We start from the raw sequence: 19186 nt of genomic DNA on the forward strand, positions 1-19186 counted from the left end.
TTTTAGGATTTCAATATACGGTTTTCAAAGGATTATTACAGTATGATATGCCACAAACGGCATTTAAAAGTGTTTAACTTGTAGTTCCTCAAGGGTTTGGTCATCCACCCAGCCCCGCATGTCGCTCAAAGCCTCACTTCCATATTGGTGCAAGCCGGCCATCCGGCTGTGTTTGACAAAATTGATCCACAACAAAGGATCTCTGTTGAAACTGATTGCTTCCTGAAGGATGTTGTATTTTTCCATCAGGTCTTCCTCAGCTTCTACCGCTTTGAGCACCAAAGGGGTCCAATAGGCGTTGGCGGTAAGGTCACTGCCGTCCACTGTTCTTTCCAATCTTTCTTGGCTTGGGATCTTCCATTCACCGGGTTTCAGCATGGTGATGAGCTCAGATATATAGCTTTCTTCCTGTTGAAAGGTTGGCGATTGGAGGATCAAGGTCTTTAACCCTTCCAATTCTTTTGTGTCGAACCAATGGGCTTTTCTCCAAAGTGTTTCATAAGCAAGTCTAGACCTCATATCCACATCATCTACAGTTGCAATTCTGTCCAAAACCTCTTGCTTGGTGGCGGGAAGCAATCTAGAAAGTGCGTGAAAGAAACGTTCTTCCTGGGTTTCCACTGCTGTTTCCTCTTCCAAGTTGAGCCACTCCGGCCAGTCTGCCTCATACTGCAGGGCAATCCGCATTGCCAAATCGGGCTTCCCTCCATAATATAAGATTGCCAAGTGCTCGGGCTTGAAATTCCGAAAGCCCTTTTCTTCTGCCTGCTGCAGTTCTTTGGCCGCCTTTTCAAAATCAAGTTGACCAGCCAGAATCATGGCTGTGAGATGGTGGTAATATCCGGCTGAGCCCGCAAACCCGAAGGCAAGACCGTTGCTGTATTCCACAGCTTCATTTATCCTGTTGGCCTGGAGGGTCCGCAGCACCCTGAGCTGCCTCCATTCTTCTTCGGCCTGGGGGGCATTTTCCTCGGAAAGTTTCTGGTCAATAAATGCCAGGTCATCCCCAACTGTCCCAGTGGTCTGGTTGCTCCATTGGTTGGTCAGCAGCGCCCTCTCCAGAAGTGGCGTATTCACTTCTTTTTCATCTCGTAAACTGAAAGGGGCTATATTCCCTTTTTGGTTGTGAAAAGCCAGGCTGTTGATCTGTGCAATCAAATCGTTTTCAGGATCCATTTCCTCTTCAAATCGGATGAGGTGTTTTACCTGAAGCCCGATTTTATTGGCCAAAATGATTTTATTGTTGGCTGAAAGATTTTCCAGCAAGGCGTAGGCATCTTCCGATTTGTTGATTCTGCTCTGCAGCAGCGCCAGGTTGTTGCTCAAATGAATGTTGTCAGGGAAAATCTCTAAGCCTTTGGTCAGGTAGAATATCGCATCCAGGACTTTGTTTTCCCTATGCAAAACCGAGGACAGCAAAATGATATCATTCACGGTAGGTGCCACCTCCAGACTTTGTTCGAGCTCTCTTTTGGCCAAGGTTGGCTGTCTTTGGTTGAGCTTCATGTGGGCCGAGGCATTTTTTGCCTTTGGGTTGTTCCTATAGCGGTCCCAGCTGTTTTCAAACAGGATCCCAGCTTCAAGTGGACGATTGGTGGCGTAATAATAGTCAGCGGCCAAATTAGTGGAGCTGGCCCCAAACTGCAAACCAATAACCCCGTCGGCAAACATGACCAAACTGAGCATACCGATCAGTGCTCCAAGTCTCATGTGGATGTAGGCGAAAAGCTTGGGTTCGAATAGCACCCTGTGCACCATCTGCCCGCTGTTCATCAAGTTGGAGAAATTGGCTAGCACATAGGCAAAGAAGAGTGTACTAAAGGCTATTTGGGTATAAATAAAACCATGTCTGAGAAAGTCATGCATGGGCTGGTTAACCGAAAAGGCTGCCTTCCAGTAGGTGAAAATAGCAATGGCGAAACCGATCAGATAGAAGTTTTTCCCTATGCTTGGAAAAGGGTAGGGCTGCTCAATCTGCTTGGTTTTGAGGTGCACCTCCAAAAAGCCCAAAGCTCCCACCAGCAAAAACAAAAAAGGAATGGGTACTATAGGGAAGCCAAATGTGGCGTTTCCGGTAATGTCAAGATATACAAAGATAAGTGCTATCAGGTAGATGATAAAGATAGTTACAAAGTGCCAGGTGACTTTGATCCCGACGCCTTTATTAAGTTTGACGAGCAGGAAAAACAAACCTGTGATGGCGGAGTGGCCTATGTAGGCAAAAAAGATGAAGGAAAATCCCATTGCCAAAAGGCTGAGGTTTTCGGCCATCATGAGGTAGGGATTGATCACCGGGCTTAAGTATGCCAACAGTGGCAAGGTCAAAAGACCAACAGGGATAATTACTAGGGCTCTTTTGCCAAGCTGCCAATGGTCCAAAAAAGTATGGATAAGCATGGCCGGAGCCACCATCCCCAAAATCCAGATCAATAGACCATAAGGAGTGTTAATGCCCCCAATATTCAAACCGTTGAATCCGGCCAGCAGGGATAGTCCTATGAATATTACTGCTGTGACAATGAACTGAACCCGCTTGAAGGTGGATACAAATACCATCCCCGCAGCGGTCAATAGCCAAATGGCCAACCCAAAAACAAGGGTGGAATTCGTCTGAAGGATAGGGGGGAGGGATTCGTAATTCTGGAAAAGCACAAAGTTTTCAACCTCCAGTGGCAACTGCCATAATCCCAAATTCAGAAACTTGAGGGGAATGTTTATCTTTTCGGAAAAGATGCCCGGCTCGAGCGGCATGGCTCTACCCGGGTTGATATAAAGTGTTTCTATAAGAATTACCGCCCCGATCAGGCATAGCAGGCCCAGAAGGAGGTAGTTCGTGCGACTCGAAAACCGCATTATTCCATTACTTTTGGTACCCTGAAGTAATCAGAGTCTTTCTGAGGAGCGTTTTTCAGTCCTTTTTCATGTGAAAGGTGCTCGCCTACTTTATCTTCCCTCAATACATTGACTTCAGATGACATGGTGGTGATGGGCTCCACTCCTTCGGTATCCACCTCGTTGAGCTTTTCCACCCAGTCCAAAATCTGGGTCATGTCTTTGGTCATTTTCTCTGCCCCTGCCTCATCAAATTCAAGTCTGGCCAAATGGGCGATTTTCTTAAGGGTATTGTTATCTATTTTCATGTATGATCAAATTCTGAAGATTATTGTTTTCAGCTACTGTTTGGCCTGAAACCACCAGCTCGGGGTTGTCCTTCCACAATTGCTCCTGAATGGTTTGGTAGCAACGTTCTTTTAGCTCCCCTGCAGCCTTTACATCCAGTCCTTCCACTGAAATCGGCGGGTGAAAAACGACCTTGATGTTTTTATAGTTCAGCAACAGTTTGCCGTCGTCCGGCAAAATTAAGTGATTATAGGATAAAGTTACAGGAATAATGGGGATTTGTTTCTCAATGGCCACCTTGAAGGCCCCATCTTTAAACCTGCCCATTTGCGGAGGGTTTTGGGCGATGATTCCCCCTTCGGGAAAAATCACCACGCTGCTGCCTTTATCCAAGGCCTCCTTGGTTTTGGTGATCGTTTCTCCCCTGCTTCTCAGGCTACTTCTGTTGACGGCAATGTGCAAATTTCTGAACATGTAGCCAAAAATCGGAAGTTTGCCCAGGGAGCTTTTCCCGATAAAGATGGCATCATTGGGAATCAGCCCCAAGGCGGGGATGTCCAGATAGGAGAAATGGTTGGCTACGATGATGTACTGCTTGCTGAACTTCAGGTGGTGTTTGTTTTCGTATTTCACCTTGATGAAAAGCATCACAAAAAACAGCTTGGCCCACACCCTGTTGAGCATGCGCCCGTATTTCTTCAGGCCGGGAATCTCGATGGTCAACACAAAAAAAGGCAAAAGCAACAGGAAGGTGATGATAAACACCCCCAAACCGTAAATTGAATATATCCTCCTCAGAATTTTCATTGCTTGTTTACCATGTGGTTGGCCACTTTTACGAAGTACCCCAACATTTGATCTTTTACCGTGGAATCAAAATCCATTTTATCCATTGCCTTCATCATGGCATTCAGCCAGGCATCCCGCATCCTACCGCCGATTTCCCAGTTGAAATGCCTTCTGCGCAACATGGGATGGCCCCGCTTTTCGCTGTAAGTCTGGGGGCCGCCAAATACCTGTAGCAAAAACAGGAAAAGCCTTTCCTCGGCAGGAGCCAACTCCTCGGGATAAAGAGCCCTCAGATCTGGGTTTAGAGCCACTTCCTCATAGAAATAATGGACCAGCTTCTTGATTTTTTCCTCCCCAATTTTGCTATAGATTGTTTGGAAATCGTGCATGCTTTTTCTTTGGCACAAACATACTTAAAAAAAACCTGAAATCTGCAGGCAAGGATCTTAACAAATATTAAACCATCCGTTTGACTCTTAGGGAGGTGCCCTCGGCGCTGATCACCACTATTTTTTCTCCCCTATCGATAAATTCCCCGCGGCTGTAGGCATCATACAGTTCATCTTCCACTATTATTTTGCCGCTAGGCATAAGGCGGGTATGCGTGACTCCTTCCTTGCCTACCAGCGAATCGCTGTAGAAGGAACTGGTATAGCCTTCCGACTTGCTGAGGGTAGTGGCCAAAGAGATGTGGTTGAAAGCTTTCCATTGGTTTACCTTTGGTGCCAGGTAGAAAATCAGGGCTATGCTGATTACTGCCGAAAGGATCACGGTAAGCAATGCGGTAAATAATTCCCCTGTGGGCACAAAAGTGAAGTCAAAGGCGTCGTTTGGCAGCATGCCGAAGGTAAGTCCGGCCAGGATACCCAAGATGCCCAATATGCCAAACACCCCAAATCCCGGCAGCACGAATACTTCGACCGCCAGCAGGACAAAACCAACTATAAAAATCAAAATCTCCCAATTCCCAGCCAACCCGGTGAGGTAATAGGGGATGAAATATAAGATCATCGCCAATACGGACGCAGCCAAAGGAAAGCCCACGCCCGGTGTCTGGATCTCAAAGTAAATGCCTGCAAAGATCACCAGAATCAAGAACCCGCTCACAGCAGGGTTTAGGAAGAAAGCAATGACTTTTTCCACGCCACTTGGTTCATATCGTGTGATTTCATAATCCGTAATCCCCTGCCTTTCTATGATTTCCTCAATACTGTTTACTTGGGCTTCACAAAAGCCGTTTTCTATGGCTTCAGAAACCGAAAAGGTAATAACCGAGCCCTCCTTGGTGATGCCTTCTATTTCGATGCTCTGGTCCACCATGGCTTCGGCGATTTGGGGATCGCGGCCTTTGGCTTCAGCGGTGCTTCTCATCATGGAGCGCATGTAGGATTGGTACTTGTCGGGGGCCGCTTCGCCTGATCCACCTACCACCACTGTGGCGGCGCCTATGCTTGCCCCGCGGGCCATGTAGATGCTGTCGGCTGCTATGGAGATCAGTGCCCCTGCGGAGGCGGCATCCTTGTCTATGAACACGTGGATGGGAATCTCCGACTCCAATACCATGGTACGGATATCGTCGGCATCATTAACAGCCCCTCCGTAAGTATCCATATGGATGATGATGAGGTCGGCGGCTTTTTCCTTGGCCTCCTCCATGGCAAGGGTAACCTGTCGGTTCATCCTGGGGTCTATGTCCGATTTGATGTCAAAAACAAAAACCTTGGAACTGGCGGCTGGAATGCTGTCCTCCTGAAAAGCAAAGCTTTGGGAAGCTACTAGGCCCAGCAAACATAGCCATATATAAAAAGGATACTTCATGAATGATGCTGTTTTACTCACCAATATACCTAAATTATTGATTTTATCGTTGCTCCTATAGTAAAAGAATCGACTTCCAAACTGATTACAGTGCTGATTTTAGGGTGTAATATTTAACGATAATTAAATATTTTAGTGGCTTTAGCCCGTTGTATTTAAAGAAATTAATTTGAAATTTGTAGGCAAAAATTACCTCTTTGCCACATATTTCGAGCGGATCGTCAAACATCAAATAAAACTATCCGTTATTGCTGGAAACAGGTTGATTTTGTTTAAAAAAGTAACATTAATACCAGGTAAGAATATTCTAATGAAGAAAAGTTTATTGACTTTGTGTTTTATGGGTTTAGGAGTGGCAGTGTCGGCATCAGAGTATGCGGCGATGGACTCCGTGGGGATTGAGAAAAAGGATGGCAAAACTTTCATCATCCATGAAATTGACCAAAAGGAAACCCTTTTTGGAATCGCCCGGCGCTATGATGCTCCCATGAACGATATTATTACCGCAAACCCCACCCTTGCCGGCGGCCTTCAGCCGGGGCAGAGGATCAGGATCCCATATACGGAAAAAGAGCCGCTTCCCGAGGGGGCTAAAGTACATAAGGTGATGCCTGGTGAAACCCTCTTCGCCATTGCCAAAACCCACAACGTATCCGTGCAGGAAGTGACAGAATGGAACAACCTCAACGGCAACGGCCTAAGTGTAGGCCAAAACCTAATCATCAAGGAGGGTAAAAAGCCAGCGGCAGTTGAATCAGCTGCAGCTCAAACACCGGCGGCACAGACTCCCGCTGCTCCAGCTACTAAGCGAGAGGAAAAAAGAGCTGAAGCTCCCCGTGATGCCCAGCCAAACGCAGCTTCTACTGATGGCGAATGGGTGATGCATACTGTAGCCCCAGGGGAAACACTTTTTTCATTGGCGAAAGATTACGACACCAAGGTGGATGATATCATCCGTTGGAATCTGCTTACTTCTACTAACTTGGCCCCTGGGCAAAAGTTGAAAGTTAGCCAGCGAGAAGGTGGGGCGGCCCCGGCCAGAGCGACCACCCAGACTCCAGCTCAGCAGAACCAAGCTGCCAATCAATCCCAGCCACAGCAGGCAAAAAGCGGGAATGCTGACAAAGCAGACGTTGCCCAAAAGTGGATAGAAACAGTAAGAAGTGAAGCCCCAGCCGAGAATCCCCGTCCGGTGGTGAATACCAGAACCGCACCGCCAGTGGAGGAATCTACAGAAAGAAAGAATATCAAGGAAACCGGTCAGGCTGAAGTAATCGAAGGGACCGGAAACCATACCAAATATCTAGTATTGCACAGAAATGCTCCCGTTGGTACCATCATGAGGATCAGAAACGAGGAGAATGATGTGACCATCTTTGCCCGAGTGGTAGGAAAACTTCCTGAAACCGGCGACAATGGCAGGTTGCTGATCAAAGTATCCAAGGCTGCCTACGAGCAACTCAGGGCAGTTAATAGCCGTTTCCCAGTGGAGGTTTCTTATTGAAAAAGACGGAAGACGGGAGACCGAAGGCGGGAGATTGAGGACGTAGATATATTCGGTCTTCGGTCTCCCGTCTTTTTTGCCATTTTTAACACATTAGGTTCAATGGGAGCAAAGGCCTTTTAAAAGGGTTATTTGCTTCATTTTCAGTGGGTAACTGTTTTGATGAAAAGGAGAGGAATAGCCAATGTTTTTGCGTTTGTCCTTTTTTCGATCTAGTTTTGTGTTCGATTACCACTATAATGAATAAATTCCAACTCTTCATTCACCACTTCTTCCGGTTTATCTGGAATGCCATCTTTGTAATTTCCTATCCAGTTCTTGCATCGTTTGGGCTCTTATTTATAGGGGTTACTTACATGTTTTCCGGCTTGTCAAGGGTGTTGACCAAGTTCAAGAAAGGGGAAAAGATGGAGATTACTTTTGATAAAGCTGAATGGAAGAAAATGGTTCAGGATAATTCGTTGATAGAGGGGAAGGTCTGCACGCAGATCATGTTTGGGCCTAGCGGGTATCATTTCCGAAGGTCTGATGGGGTACCTTCCGTTTTGGAAGACTATGTTTTTGGCAACAAAATCAAGGTGTTGGAAGAAGGCTTGCTGCTTGAAAAGTGGAACAGCACCGACTCGAAAGACCTTCCCGATTTCGATATCTGCCTTTACGACCCTGACGAAGATTCGCTAAAGTCTCTCACCAATATTAAATGCTTTGATTGGCACTTAGCCGAGCAAGATGACAATTCGCTGAACTTCAAATGGTTTGACGGTACCCAAGGCGGGGAGGTGAAGATAGCTCTATGAGAGAAAGTATGAAGGAGTTTTTGGATGAAAAAGTGGCTTATTATAACCAGCCGGATTTTATCGAAAACGACCCCATCTGCATTCCCCACCGTTTTACCAAACCCCAAGATATTGAGATTGCCGGGTTTTTTGCGGCCGTACTGGCTTGGGGACAGCGGAAGACCATAATCAACAAGTGTGTTTCCCTGCTCGAAATGATGGACAATGCTCCGTATGAGTTTATCCTAAACCATTCCGAATCAGACCTCAAGCCTTTCCTGCACTTTAAGCACCGCACCTTCAATGCCACTGACACGCTGTATTTTCTAGACTTTTTCCGCAGGTTTTATCAGCAGCACGAGAGTCTGGAAGAGGCTTTTCTGCCGATAGGCAGCCATATGGAGATGGAAAAAATGCTGATTCATTTTCATGATTACTTCTTTGCTGATCCACTAGCTCCCCAGCGAACACGCAAGCATATCGCCACACCGGCTAGAAAGGCCGCTTGTAAACGCATCAACATGTTTCTCCGCTGGATGGTGAGAAAAGACGACAAAGGCGTGGACTTTGGTATTTGGCGCCGGATCAAGCCCTCCCAACTCATCTGCCCCTGCGATGTACACGTGGACAGAGTAGGGCGCAAACTTGGTCTGATCGAAAGAAAACAGACCGACTGGAGGACAGCCGTCGAACTAACCGGAAGGCTGGCTGAACTTGACCCTCTAGACCCGGTAAAATACGATTTCGCGCTCTTCGGCTTGGGCGTAGAGGAGAAGTTTTGAGAAGACACAGAGAGACTTTTCACCACAAAGATCAGCTAAGAAACGCAAAGAATGAATAGTGGCTTCCTTTATATCATTCAGAATAATGATGAATTAGGGTACCAAGTACAACGTACCAAGTACCAGGTATTCGCTGCGGAGGTGTGCAGGTTTGGGAGGCACAGCCTCCATTTCTGCCGTCACGAGACATCTTTCCACTAATACCCCATCCGAAGAGCGCAGCTCGCAGGGAGGGCGGCCAGAATAAGAACGGTTAATATCAGAAAAGCCTCCAAATTACTCAAAAAAGCACCATGTTATGCGGTGTACTTAGTACTTGGTACCTAGTACTTTGTACCCATTCACCTCCGTACTTGGTACCTAGTACTTTGTACCCATTCGCTTCATTTACCCCAAATCTCCGGCTTTTCCCTCCATTCTTCCAAAGACTTCAAGTCCTGATCGGAAGCGTAGTCCAGGGCTACTGCCTGTGGCAACATAGCAGAGTAATCACTCAAACAAATCAACTTTATTCCAGCATCTTCAAAGTTTTTTCTTGCGATGTCAAATCCGTAAGTAAAAATGGCCACCATGCCCATTACTTCGAAACCGGCATTTTTTAAGTCCTGCACGGCCTTAAGGGAACTGCCGCCGGTGGAAACCAGATCTTCCACTACCACCACTTTTTGGCCAGGGGTTACTTTCCCTTCGATCATGTTTTCCATGCCATGGCCTTTTGGTTTGGATCTCACGTACAAAAATGGCAAATCCATCTCATCGGCAATCAAGGCCCCTTGTGGGATACCCGCAGTAGCCACGCCTGCAATGGATTCTACTCCAGGGAAGTTTTCATTAATAGCACCTACTAGCGCATGCTTGATGTGGTTTCTTACTTCGGGAAAAGAAAGGGACAATCTGTTGTCACAGTAAATGGGTGATTTCCAGCCTGATGCCCAAGTAAAAGGGCTTTCTGGATTAAGACGGATGGCTTTTATCTCTAGGAGGTTTTTGGCTACCTCTTCGGCAATGTTTTTGTTAAATAGTTCCATACAATAAAATTAAAAGATAAAACCCATAACGCTGTTGTGATAGGTGTATTTTTTATGCAATTTTAGCTTCTAATCGAATGCCCCATGAGAATTTTCATCAACGATAAGCCTTTAGACATTCTGTCTAGTGAGGAGCTTTCCCCGGAAAAAACCTTTGAATGTATTTATGACAACCCCACAGACCTGCCTTCCTATGTGGAATTTCACGATGATGTGCTGCTCGTAAATCCCTCCAAGGAGATCATCCACAAATTGCTCTACTTGCTCAGGACTCGAAAACTCAAAAACCTGGATAGCATTACCATCCTGTCCAAAGACAAAGAGAAGCTAAAGAGATATATCAAAAGCCGATTTTCCATTGTCAAAGCCGCTGGTGGTGTAGTCACAAAAGGCGAAAAGGTGCTTTTTATTAAGAGGCTGGGCAAATGGGATCTGCCAAAAGGAAAGTTTGACAAAGGTGAAACTCCAGAGGAATGTGCCGTTAGGGAAGTGGAGGAGGAGTGTATGGTAAAGGTGAAATTAGGTGAACCAATCGTGAAAACGTGGCACACCTACACCCATAACCGCAAAAGCATCCTGAAGAAAACCTATTGGTACGCCATGGAAATCGTGGATGACTCCAACATGAAGCCGCAGACCGAAGAGGGGATTGAGGATGTGAAGTGGCTCAACCATCAAGAGGCAAAATTCGCCTTGGTCAATTCCTACCCGTCCATGAGGTACCTTTACAAGAAGTTTATCAAGATGGTGCCCAAGGTTCAGACCTCGTAGGGGAGGAATTCATTGATCTCCCCGCCATAGCGGTGCACTTCCCTTAGGATGGTAGAATTGATCGAACTGTACTTGGGTGAAGTGATCAGAAACACCGTTTCCAAGTCCTTGTTCAAATGCCTGTTCATCTGGGCGATGGCATTTTCATATTCAAAATCCGTAGTATTTCTCAAGCCCCTAAGCAAGAAATTGGCCTCGTTCTTTTTGGCTAAGGAGGAGGTGAGTTCGCTGTAGATTACCACTTTCACTTGTGGAAGGTCCTTGTAGGTCTCTTTGATTTTATCGACGATCAAATCGATGTCAAAATACCTTTTACTTTTGTTGGTGTTGTAACCAATAGCGATAATTACTTCGTCGAAGAGCTCCACGCCCCTCATTACTATATCGTGGTGACCAAGGGTAAACGGGTCAAAAGAACCCGGAAAAATAGCTACTTTTTTCATTCAATCGGTTTTAGAGTGTCCAATAGGTTTCCAGCCTCTGTGTTTCCTGTAGGCGCTCGGCCCCGGAGTGGTAGGTGGTATTGGCTCTTGGGGTGATAGGGATAAGGTTTTTGAAATAAGGCTGTAGGTCTTCCAAGTTGCTTCCAAGCGAGGAAAGATCTCCAATCAGGTTCACCTTGCAGTAATTCCTGTCAAAATTAAGCTGCTCAAAAGCTACGAAAACATATTTGAGCAACTCCTCGGTGTTGGATACCTCAAAGCGGTTGAACATCTTAAGCTCCTGGCTGGAAAAAGCCACAAGGTAGATGTGTCCATGCTCTGCGATGACAAAGATCTCCTGGCCCAGGTAATCGTTTTTTTGCTGCAGCACGTAATCCAGGGACAAGGCACCAGCATGGCCGAATTTGATCTCTGGAAACCGTTTTCTAAACTTGTCAGAAGTCGCTTTGTCTATTGCGGCCACCAGATGCAGGTTGTTGCTGTCCAGGCTTTCTGAAAACACCTCATGCGCTTCCTGCTGCACCAAGGGGCTGGAGTAGTTTAGGTAGGTGGCGGCTTGGCTTTGGTCAAACAGCACACCCGGCACTAGATTGAAGTGGTCGTTGTGCACCCACAATTTGGCCGTTTTTGGGTTTGATTTGAGCAGCTCATTGGATTCCAGGACGGAATTTAGTTCTGAGGCGGGAAGGCTTTCCCCAGCCACAACTTCCCCATTGGAGTCCTTAGCGATAATCAAAAGGTTGTCTTTAGACAAGAAAAGCGACAAATCTGACACCGCTTGGGTGTCAAATTTATCGCTTAGATATTTAAACTTCATGTTCTCTAATGGTTTTACCACTATTATTCCCAGTTACCTGAAGTAGAGGCGTCGGTTCTAGAACCTACTCTCAAAGCTTTCTCGTTGTTGTTCTCTCTTCTGGTCGGGTTGATTGGAGCTGGATCTCTGATCTCGAATACAGCGATCTCCCTGTTGTTACGGGTGATTTTGTCGGCAAAGAATTCAAACTCTCTTCCCCCAGAACCCGGCACAATGTGCAGGTTTTCAAGGTTGAAGTTAGGGTGTCTTCTTTCGTTGAACAAGGAGTCCATTACCGGTACAGAACCCAGTGTATCATAAGTTACAGTGGTTTCTTCCTTACCGTAGTCCAATAGGACGGTGGTCTCAGATCTTTGTACAAGATAGATATCCCCGCTTTGGATGAAATTCCTCAAATCATTCCAATTGTCAGCATACTCTCCGTTGCTGGCCAAGTAGGCAACTTGTGCGTCGCGCAGCATCTGAAGCTTTTCTACTACTCTGGCTTCAAGTCTTGCAATTCTCTTTTCTTCTTCCATTACGGTATCGATACCGTTGTATAGAAAATAGCCCAAAGCAAGAGCGCCCACTAGGAATACCAATGATAAGATCTTAGTTACGTTCATTTTAAAGGATAATTAATTCGTCTTAATAAGGTTGATGCTGTTTTTACAAGATGCTATTTTATGCATTTATTTTCAAAATTAAAATAACCTTTCCATATTCTTACATCATTTAGTGATTTTAGGTCCCAAAATACCTGATGTTTGGCTTCGTTGGGTATGGACTGCAGCTCATCTAGGTCCATGAATTTCACTTCTTGGATCAATTGTGTGCCCGCCGGCAGCTCTGGATCATGCCCCAGTTGGGGATTTTGCCCATTGGTACTTACCTCAAAAAAAAGTTCCACCGCATGGAGTGGCCTGTCCAGATATTCAAAGGTGAAAAGGAATTTTTCCACCCGGATCTCCAATCCCGTTTCTTCCGCAAATTCCCTGGCCAGATTGGCCGTGGCTGGACTGCCAAATTTCATCCCGCCCCCAGGCACGTTCCAAAAACTGCGGCCCTGGCCCATGTCATGCCTGATCATCAAAATCTTGTCCTCCTTGATGAGCACACCATTGACCCGCACCCGCAGCCTTCCCCCAAATTTGTCTGATATTTCTTTTTCGATATTCGGCATTAAAGCTTTAGATTAGCATTATGAGTAAAGATACGCATCCTCTGCCAAAGCCTTCCTATCTGATCAGAGGAAAGTTTCCTCACACCCCCACCCATGGTCAGGAGGCCTTCTTCCGGCTTTTGGATGAGTTTCTTTCTCCCCATATGGGCGAAAAACCCACCTTCATTCTCAGGGGGTATGCCGGTACGGGAAAAACTTCCGTGGTATCGGCTCTGGTGCAGATGCTTCCCCAGTTGAATTACCGCTCCCTGATGCTGGCTCCCACGGGCAGGGCGGCCAAAGTCATGTCTACCTACTCCGGCAAAAATGGGTACACCATTCATAAAATCATTTACACGCCCTTGGGCGAACAGGGGAATTTCTCGGGGTTTGACCTGCAAAAAAACTATTACACCAATACGGTTTTCATCGTGGATGAGGCCTCCATGCTTTCCGATGAGGGGGGCATGGGGCAGAGCCTGCTGATGGACCTGGTGCGCTATGTCTTCCAGCACAAGTCCAACAGGCTGATGCTGATAGGGGACAGTGCCCAGTTGCCTCCCGTGGGCAATCCCAACAGCCCCGCCTTGGATAAAAATTATATGGTGAGGCATTATGGACTGTCCATTCTGGAAACCGAGCTCACCGAAGTGATGAGGCAGCAGCTCGATTCTGGGATATTGTTCAATGCCACCAAACTCAGGGAGGAAGTGGTGAAGGAGAAGCCCCAGATTTCCTTTCAGGTAAAGCCCTTTAAGGATTTTTACAAAATGACGGGTGAAAGGCTCGAGGACGGGCTGCGGTACGCTTATAACAAGTTTGGTGTGGAAAATACCATCATCGTCACCAGGTCCAACAAAGCAGCGGTGCAATACAACCAATATATAAGGAGGGCGATTCATTTCATGGATGAGGAAATCACTTCTGGGGATTTGCTGATGATCGTGAAAAACAATTACATCTACATGGCCGATTCCGAGAGGGTGAATTTTTTGGCCAACGGGGATTTTGTAGAAGTGAGAAAAATTCGTTCTTTTGAGGAAATGTACGGGCTGAGATTTGCCACCCTGGAGCTGCAGCTGCTCGATTATCCCGAGGAGCCCAGCTTTGAGGCCAAGGTGATCATGGATACGCTCTATTCCTCAGGGCCCTCGTTGAGCCAAGAGGAATATAGGGAGCTTTACCGGCAGGTACAGGAAGACTACGCTGATATCGCCAAGAAAGGGGAGCGGATGGAGATGATCAAAAAAGATCCCTATCTCAACGCCCTACAGGTGAAATTTGCCTACGCCCTTACCTGCCATAAGTCACAAGGCGGGCAGTGGGATGCCGTATTTGTGGATCAGGGATATTTGAAGGAAGAGCAACTAGATACGGGATTTATTCGTTGGCTATATACCGCTGTGACCAGAGCGACCAAAGAGGTGTTCATGGTGAACTTTCATCCGAGGTTTTTTGGGTGAGAAGAGCGGAGTGGTTTCACGCATGGTAGTTTCACGCAAAGAGCGCAGAGATTTCACGCAAAGAGCGCGGAGGGTTCGCAAAGAGCGCCAAGGATTTGGCCCCCCCCCCCGGCGTCATTTCGACCGGAGTGGAGAAATCCAAACTTTGCGGTCTTTGCGCCTGCTTTGCGGCCTTTGCGTGAAACTGAAACGAAATGACGTAAAATTTCTCGCAGCGATCGCGGCGATTTTCGCAGCGCCGCAGCGAGAAATCATATTGTCATAGCATTGGGTGTGTTTGCAAAATATGTGACTCGAAATGACGGTGGGTAAGAAGAAACTCTGTGATCTTTGCGCCTCCTTCGCGTTCTTTGCGTGAAACTGAAACGCACTTAGCGTCTTCGAGCCTTAGTGGCTAATAATTGGATCAATAAAAATTAACATATATATAAACATGAGAAAGTTAGTATTAGTAATGGTAATGGCCGTGATGGCCTTTGCGGTGCAGGCACAGCAGGCTTCAAATGGCGAAGGTGCGGCGATTTCATTTGCCGAGAAGTCCAAAGATTTCGGAGACATCACCCAGGGTGACAAGGTGGAGCATACCTTCAAGTTTGAGAATACCGGCAGCGCCCCCCTCGTGATCAGCAACGTGGCCGCCACCTGTGGATGTACCGTCCCGGCCTGGCCAAAGGAGCCAATCGCTCCGGGAGAATCAGCCGAGATCAAAGTTTCCTTCAACTCTGCAGGTAAGATGGGCAAGCAGAACAGCGTAGTGAGAATCTACTCCAACGCCTCTGAGCCGATCGAGAAAGTGAGCTTGATTTCGAATGTGCAACCGAAGAAATAGTTTATGGGCCTGCGGCCGTTTAAGGTTTATGGTTTAAGGACTTATGAAGAGGCCCGGGTTTTAGACCCGGGCTTTTTTATTTTGGGGATTATTTATAAATTGATAGCTTATCTAAGGTTTCGGTCTTCCGTCTTCCGGTCTCCGGTCTTCGGTCTTCCGTCCCAAAATTTTTAATTCACGTATCCCCAATTTTTTCCCATGAACAAAATCATCTATTTCATCATCGCCCATCGCAATCCCGCACAAGTGGAAAGGTTAATCAGGAAATTGGAAGGCCCGGATACGGTTTTTTATGTGCATCTGGACATCAGGTCCGATATGGGTGAATACCGTTACCTCGAATCGGACGGGGTCAGGTTTATCAGTAACCGGGTAGCCTGTGTCTGGGCCGATTATGCGTTTGTGCAAGCTGTGCTCAATTTGGCAGAGGTGGCCCTGGCTGATGGGCAGCAGGGGATGATGGTGCTTTTAAGTGGGCAGGATTACCCCCTTAGGCCAGCTGAGGAAATACGTGGGTTTTTTCTAAGACACATGGACAAGAACTTCATCACCTGCATGCCCCTAGAGGAAGCCTGGCCGGAATTCAGCTGTTACCGCAGGAGGGAGACCTACAAAGTCAATTTTTCCGACAAGAGGGCCGACTTTGCTTTTTTCAAGGGCATTGATTTGATGCTCATCAATTGCCTGCTCAAGGGTAGGGTAGGGCTGGATATATTCAAACTCATCTTCAAGAAGCGGGTGGAACCCTTTAGGCTTTACGGCGGATCCGCCTGGTGGGCCATCAATACCAAAACCTTTGAAAAGATCCTGCGTTTTATGGAAATGCGCGGGGAGGAGATGAAGGAGTATTTTCAGTACACCTACTGCGCCGATGAGGAGTTTTTCCAGAGTCTGCTGATGGAAATACTAAATGGCGATACCTCCAGCATCCTCCCCAGTGTCACCTACGTCAACTGGACGAGGCCAAACTGTGAACTTCCCGTCACCTTTGGGGCCGGGGATTTGGAAGAGCTGAAGGAAAAGGCAAGTGACTTCCTGTTTGCCCGCAAGTTTGTCATGGACCAGTATGGGGAGATCTTGGAAGGTATTGACAGGGATTTGCTGGTTTGTGAAAGAATCACCACAGAAGAGAACACAGATTAACACAGAGTAAACTTTACTTTCCCTCGGGGTTCCCCCGTATCAGTTACGGATCACCTATGGATCACTTACGGATCAGTTACGGATATTTCCGAAAATTGACTAGAAAATGGGCCGTAGGAGCTCGGAAGCATTGAAAACGCTGGATTTCCGATGGGGCTTTCCGTAACTTTTCTTAGAATATTCATATTTTTCTTGGCAATTGGGCTTGATCGGCTTGTATTTCCGGCTAGGCTGACCCGTCCACCAGCCGGGGATGAAGCGTCCATGAAGCGTCTCACCCCCAACACTCACCCAACCCTCACCCGACACCCACCCAATCCCCACCCAAGGTTTCGCTGGGTCAGCGCTTGGCCAAAGGTGGGTGGGAGTAGGGGGAGAAACCCATATATTTCCTCTCCTACACGGATCTTCCCTTCAAATTATTTACCACTTTTCTGGTATCATTCTTACTAATGCTTTTTTGAATCCCTGACACGTGTTGTCATAAAAATATCCCTTAAAGTCTTTTTGTCGACTATAGTCCGTGGTGCAATTACTAATTACTTTCTACATTGTATTCTAAAACTCTAGCAAATAGTATGGACAAAAATTATATTAAAATTGCTATCGTTTCAGCTTTGTCATTATTAAATAATGAAGTTGATAATATCGAACATGAGGATCTTAAATCTGAATATTTATTGGTTATTGAAAAATTAGAATTTGCTTTGATGGAATTAAGCAGTGATGAATTGTAATGGATTAGCTTTACTCTTTAACTGAGAACAGGAAACCCAATAGATTTTAAATACTCAAAGGTTTCATCATAATAGGATGGTGGTCGTGTATGGTCATTCAAGTCACCTTCTGGTACAAAAATGACCATTCCTCTTCGAGCTCTTGTGAGCAACACTCGATAGGCATTCTTAATGTATACTTTTCTTTCCTCCTTAGAAATTCTTTGCCATTTATTTCCCTTGAAAGAGTGAGTTGACCACCCGTTTTCAGCATACCGAAAATCAGCATCCCAAGCTACACATGCCCAATCTAGTTCTAAACCTTGAACCTGAAACTCAGTCGCAACATCCTCCAAAAAATAAGAGGACCGGATATCTTCTTTCTCATTTAAAAACCAATGAACAGGGTTAATTGGGGACTTAACATCAATAGCATAAGGCTTAAGTCTTTGGGCTTGTGAAGAAACCATGATGCCAAATCTTTCCGTGCCAAGTGCTTTATTTCTTACCCAATCTTTAGCCTGTTTTAAATTTCTTGTAAGAACAATTGGGTATTTAGATTCAAGTCGTTTATAATTTGCTTTAGCTTCTGATATTTCTAAATCCAGAAGTGCCTGAACTAATTCAGATAGGTTTTCTGCACGAAAAGACCGCATGGATACTTTAAGATGCAAACCATTATTCAATTTAAGGTTTTTCCTTTTTTGTAATTGGGCTAAAGGCAAACCAGCCCCATATTCAGTGCCATTTAAATTATTAGAAGCATAAACTTTCCATTCAGGGAATGAACGGTTTAGTGATGCTACCCATTCAGAAATACCAGCCTCCCCTGTATTTATTTCTTGACCACCCCCGACTAAACATATTACTACACCCCAATCTTGATGTCTATCAATACATGAGATTAAAAACTCAGGTTCAGAGAAAGAGAAATTAGGCCTATTTTTCTTTCTTGCCATAAAATTAGCAGTTTGTTGAAGGTCCCAAGCTCTCTGAGCCTCATCGAAAATGGCAACGTGATCAAATGGGGGCTCGGGATCTTTTAAGCACTCGTCACGAAAATGATGAACGTTTTGAATAAACGACTTTACTTCTCTTTGTATATCACTTTTCTTTACCTTGTTTCCGATTTCTTTTTCTCTTGAAAACTTATCTCGCGCTAATGCTTCAATCAGAACAGAAACTAATGGACCATTCCCTGAAAGAAATACGCTATTGCTTTTTTTGTCACGTTTTAATTGCTCTGTGGCCACCTTCAGACCTACTAGGGTCTTACCTGCACCTGGCACACCAGTTACAAAGCAAATAGCTTTTTCTTTTTTCCTTTTAGTGGATTCAATAATTTCTAAGACACTGTTAGTGGTTTGCTTTAAAGATTCACCAGCAGCATCATTTCTTTGTATGTTATCCACTGTATGGTCTACATACAGTTTTCTTGCAGATTCTATAAGTGTAGGGGTAGGGGAGTATCTTCCTTTTTTCCAGGCATCAATTAATATTGGCTTCCCACTTGCAAAAGATAATATCCCCGATATGTGGAAATCTAAGTTATGTCTGTTAGCTTTTACTATAGACAAAATTCCCTCACGTTTAAAATGATAATCCGAAAGTGGCGCTCCAGTATTTTCAGTGGCAATTAAAATAGGCGCGATTATACAATTATGACTAGTTTCATGAAAACTTTTTAAGTCTACGGCATAATCCAAAGCTTGGTCTATAGAGTTTCTAGAGAACTTTTTTTCTCCTACTTTAAATTCAAGAATAAATAATACATGATCGATGATTGTAAGGACATCAATTCTTTTTCCCATTCTTGGGATATCATATTCAAAGAAAATTTCACCATTTAAACCTTCCAGGATGTGTTTTAAGACGGTGATTTCCTCCTTCCATGCAAATGCCTGAGAAGGGTCGGTTGAAAAAGGGTTGTTACTTGCAATAATCCCGAAAACCTCCTCATTTCCCTGACTTAAAAAGTTTTTTATGGAGGATGAATAATAAGCTCTATTCATGTGTTTTGCCTTAGTATTTAACTAAAGTAATGAT

Annotated in this window: 19 protein-coding genes; 8 read left to right on the forward strand and 11 right to left on the reverse strand. The window is 45.5% G+C overall.

Annotation, left to right across the window (positions count from 1 at the left end; genetic code table 11):
• Positions 1–63: 63 nt before the first annotated feature.
• The 5 genes from KI659_RS02335 to KI659_RS02355 form a co-directional block, all read right to left on the reverse strand.
• Entirely contained in the window at positions 64–2853 is a 2790-nt protein-coding gene (locus KI659_RS02335) for a hypothetical protein (protein WP_213943724.1), read from the reverse strand.
• Positions 2853–3140, reverse strand: a complete 288-nt coding sequence (gene gatC / locus KI659_RS02340; RefSeq protein ID WP_213943725.1) for an Asp-tRNA(Asn)/Glu-tRNA(Gln) amidotransferase subunit GatC — start codon at positions 3138–3140, stop codon at positions 2853–2855. The genes KI659_RS02335 and gatC overlap by 1 nt, the downstream gene beginning before the upstream one ends.
• Complete coding sequence (locus tag KI659_RS02345; protein WP_213943726.1) at positions 3127–3927, reverse strand: lysophospholipid acyltransferase family protein; 801 nt, start codon at positions 3925–3927, stop codon at positions 3127–3129. Before KI659_RS02345 ends, gatC begins: the two co-directional genes overlap by 14 nt.
• Positions 3924–4298 (reverse strand): globin domain-containing protein, encoded by a 375-nt coding sequence (locus KI659_RS02350; protein ID WP_213943727.1) that lies wholly within the window; start codon positions 4296–4298, stop codon positions 3924–3926. Before KI659_RS02350 ends, KI659_RS02345 begins: the two co-directional genes overlap by 4 nt.
• Positions 4299–4365: 67 nt before the next feature.
• On the reverse strand, positions 4366–5727 hold the full coding sequence (locus tag KI659_RS02355; RefSeq protein ID WP_213943728.1) for an NfeD family protein: 1362 nt from the start codon (positions 5725–5727) through the stop codon (positions 4366–4368).
• Between the two features lie 310 nt (positions 5728–6037).
• On the opposite strand from KI659_RS02355, the gene KI659_RS02360 reads away from it, so the two are divergent.
• From KI659_RS02360 to KI659_RS02370, 3 genes are all read left to right on the forward strand, one after another.
• The gene (locus KI659_RS02360; RefSeq protein ID WP_213943729.1) at positions 6038–7231 is read left to right on the forward strand and encodes a LysM peptidoglycan-binding domain-containing protein; all 1194 of its coding nucleotides are present in this window, start codon (positions 6038–6040) and stop codon (positions 7229–7231) included.
• Between the two features lie 239 nt (positions 7232–7470).
• Positions 7471–8028, forward strand: a complete 558-nt coding sequence (locus KI659_RS02365; protein WP_213943730.1) for a hypothetical protein — start codon at positions 7471–7473, stop codon at positions 8026–8028.
• Complete coding sequence (locus KI659_RS02370) at positions 8025–8789, forward strand: TIGR02757 family protein (RefSeq protein WP_213943731.1); 765 nt, start codon at positions 8025–8027, stop codon at positions 8787–8789. Before KI659_RS02365 ends, KI659_RS02370 begins: the two co-directional genes overlap by 4 nt.
• A gap of 383 nt (positions 8790–9172) precedes the next feature.
• On the opposite strand, the gene pyrE is transcribed toward KI659_RS02370, so the two are convergent.
• On the reverse strand, positions 9173–9817 hold the full coding sequence (gene pyrE / locus KI659_RS02375) for an orotate phosphoribosyltransferase (protein ID WP_213943732.1): 645 nt from the start codon (positions 9815–9817) through the stop codon (positions 9173–9175).
• A gap of 84 nt (positions 9818–9901) precedes the next feature.
• Between pyrE and KI659_RS02380 the strand changes: the two genes are divergently transcribed.
• Positions 9902–10588: an NUDIX hydrolase gene (locus tag KI659_RS02380; RefSeq protein ID WP_213943733.1), complete on the forward strand. Its 687-nt coding sequence runs from the start codon at positions 9902–9904 to the stop codon at positions 10586–10588.
• Here the strand turns inward: KI659_RS02380 and coaD are convergent.
• Genes coaD through KI659_RS02400 form a run of 4 tightly spaced genes read right to left on the reverse strand, consistent with a single transcriptional unit; the run spans position 10576 to position 13010 of the window.
• Positions 10576–11031 carry a pantetheine-phosphate adenylyltransferase gene (coaD, locus tag KI659_RS02385; protein ID WP_213943734.1) on the reverse strand — a complete coding sequence of 152 codons (456 nt, stop codon included), beginning with the start codon at positions 11029–11031 and terminating at the stop codon, positions 10576–10578. The genes KI659_RS02380 and coaD overlap by 13 nt on opposite strands.
• A 10-nt stretch (positions 11032–11041) precedes the next feature.
• A complete protein-coding gene (locus KI659_RS02390) occupies positions 11042–11848 on the reverse strand; it encodes a DUF3822 family protein (RefSeq protein ID WP_213943735.1) in 807 nt (268 codons plus the stop codon).
• Positions 11849–11871: 23 nt separating this feature from the next.
• Positions 11872–12453, reverse strand: coding sequence for a hypothetical protein (locus tag KI659_RS02395; protein WP_213943736.1), 582 nt, complete (start codon positions 12451–12453; stop codon positions 11872–11874).
• 53 nt (positions 12454–12506) lie between these two features.
• The gene (locus KI659_RS02400) at positions 12507–13010 is read right to left on the reverse strand and encodes an NUDIX domain-containing protein (RefSeq protein ID WP_213943737.1); all 504 of its coding nucleotides are present in this window, start codon (positions 13008–13010) and stop codon (positions 12507–12509) included.
• A 20-nt stretch (positions 13011–13030) separates the two neighbouring features.
• Between KI659_RS02400 and KI659_RS02405 the strand changes: the two genes are divergently transcribed.
• From KI659_RS02405 to KI659_RS02420, 4 genes are all read left to right on the forward strand, one after another.
• Positions 13031–14452, forward strand: coding sequence for an ATP-dependent DNA helicase (locus tag KI659_RS02405; RefSeq protein ID WP_213943738.1), 1422 nt, complete (start codon positions 13031–13033; stop codon positions 14450–14452).
• A gap of 433 nt (positions 14453–14885) precedes the next feature.
• A complete protein-coding gene (locus KI659_RS02410) occupies positions 14886–15281 on the forward strand; it encodes a DUF1573 domain-containing protein (protein ID WP_213943739.1) in 396 nt (131 codons plus the stop codon).
• Between the two features lie 198 nt (positions 15282–15479).
• Positions 15480–16424 (forward strand): beta-1,6-N-acetylglucosaminyltransferase, encoded by a 945-nt coding sequence (locus KI659_RS02415; RefSeq protein WP_213943740.1) that lies wholly within the window; start codon positions 15480–15482, stop codon positions 16422–16424.
• Between the two features lie 578 nt (positions 16425–17002).
• Entirely contained in the window at positions 17003–17161 is a 159-nt protein-coding gene (locus KI659_RS02420; RefSeq protein WP_213943741.1) for a hypothetical protein, read from the forward strand.
• Between the two features lie 17 nt (positions 17162–17178).
• Here KI659_RS02420 and KI659_RS02425 read toward each other — a convergent pair whose 3' ends face one another.
• Positions 17179–19152 carry a DUF2075 domain-containing protein gene (locus KI659_RS02425; RefSeq protein WP_213943742.1) on the reverse strand — a complete coding sequence of 658 codons (1974 nt, stop codon included), beginning with the start codon at positions 19150–19152 and terminating at the stop codon, positions 17179–17181.
• Positions 19153–19186 lie beyond the last annotated feature (34 nt).

The organism is Litoribacter ruber (assembly GCF_018449405.1).
GTDB classification, from domain to species: Bacteria; Bacteroidota; Bacteroidia; order Cytophagales; family Cyclobacteriaceae; genus Litoribacter; species Litoribacter ruber.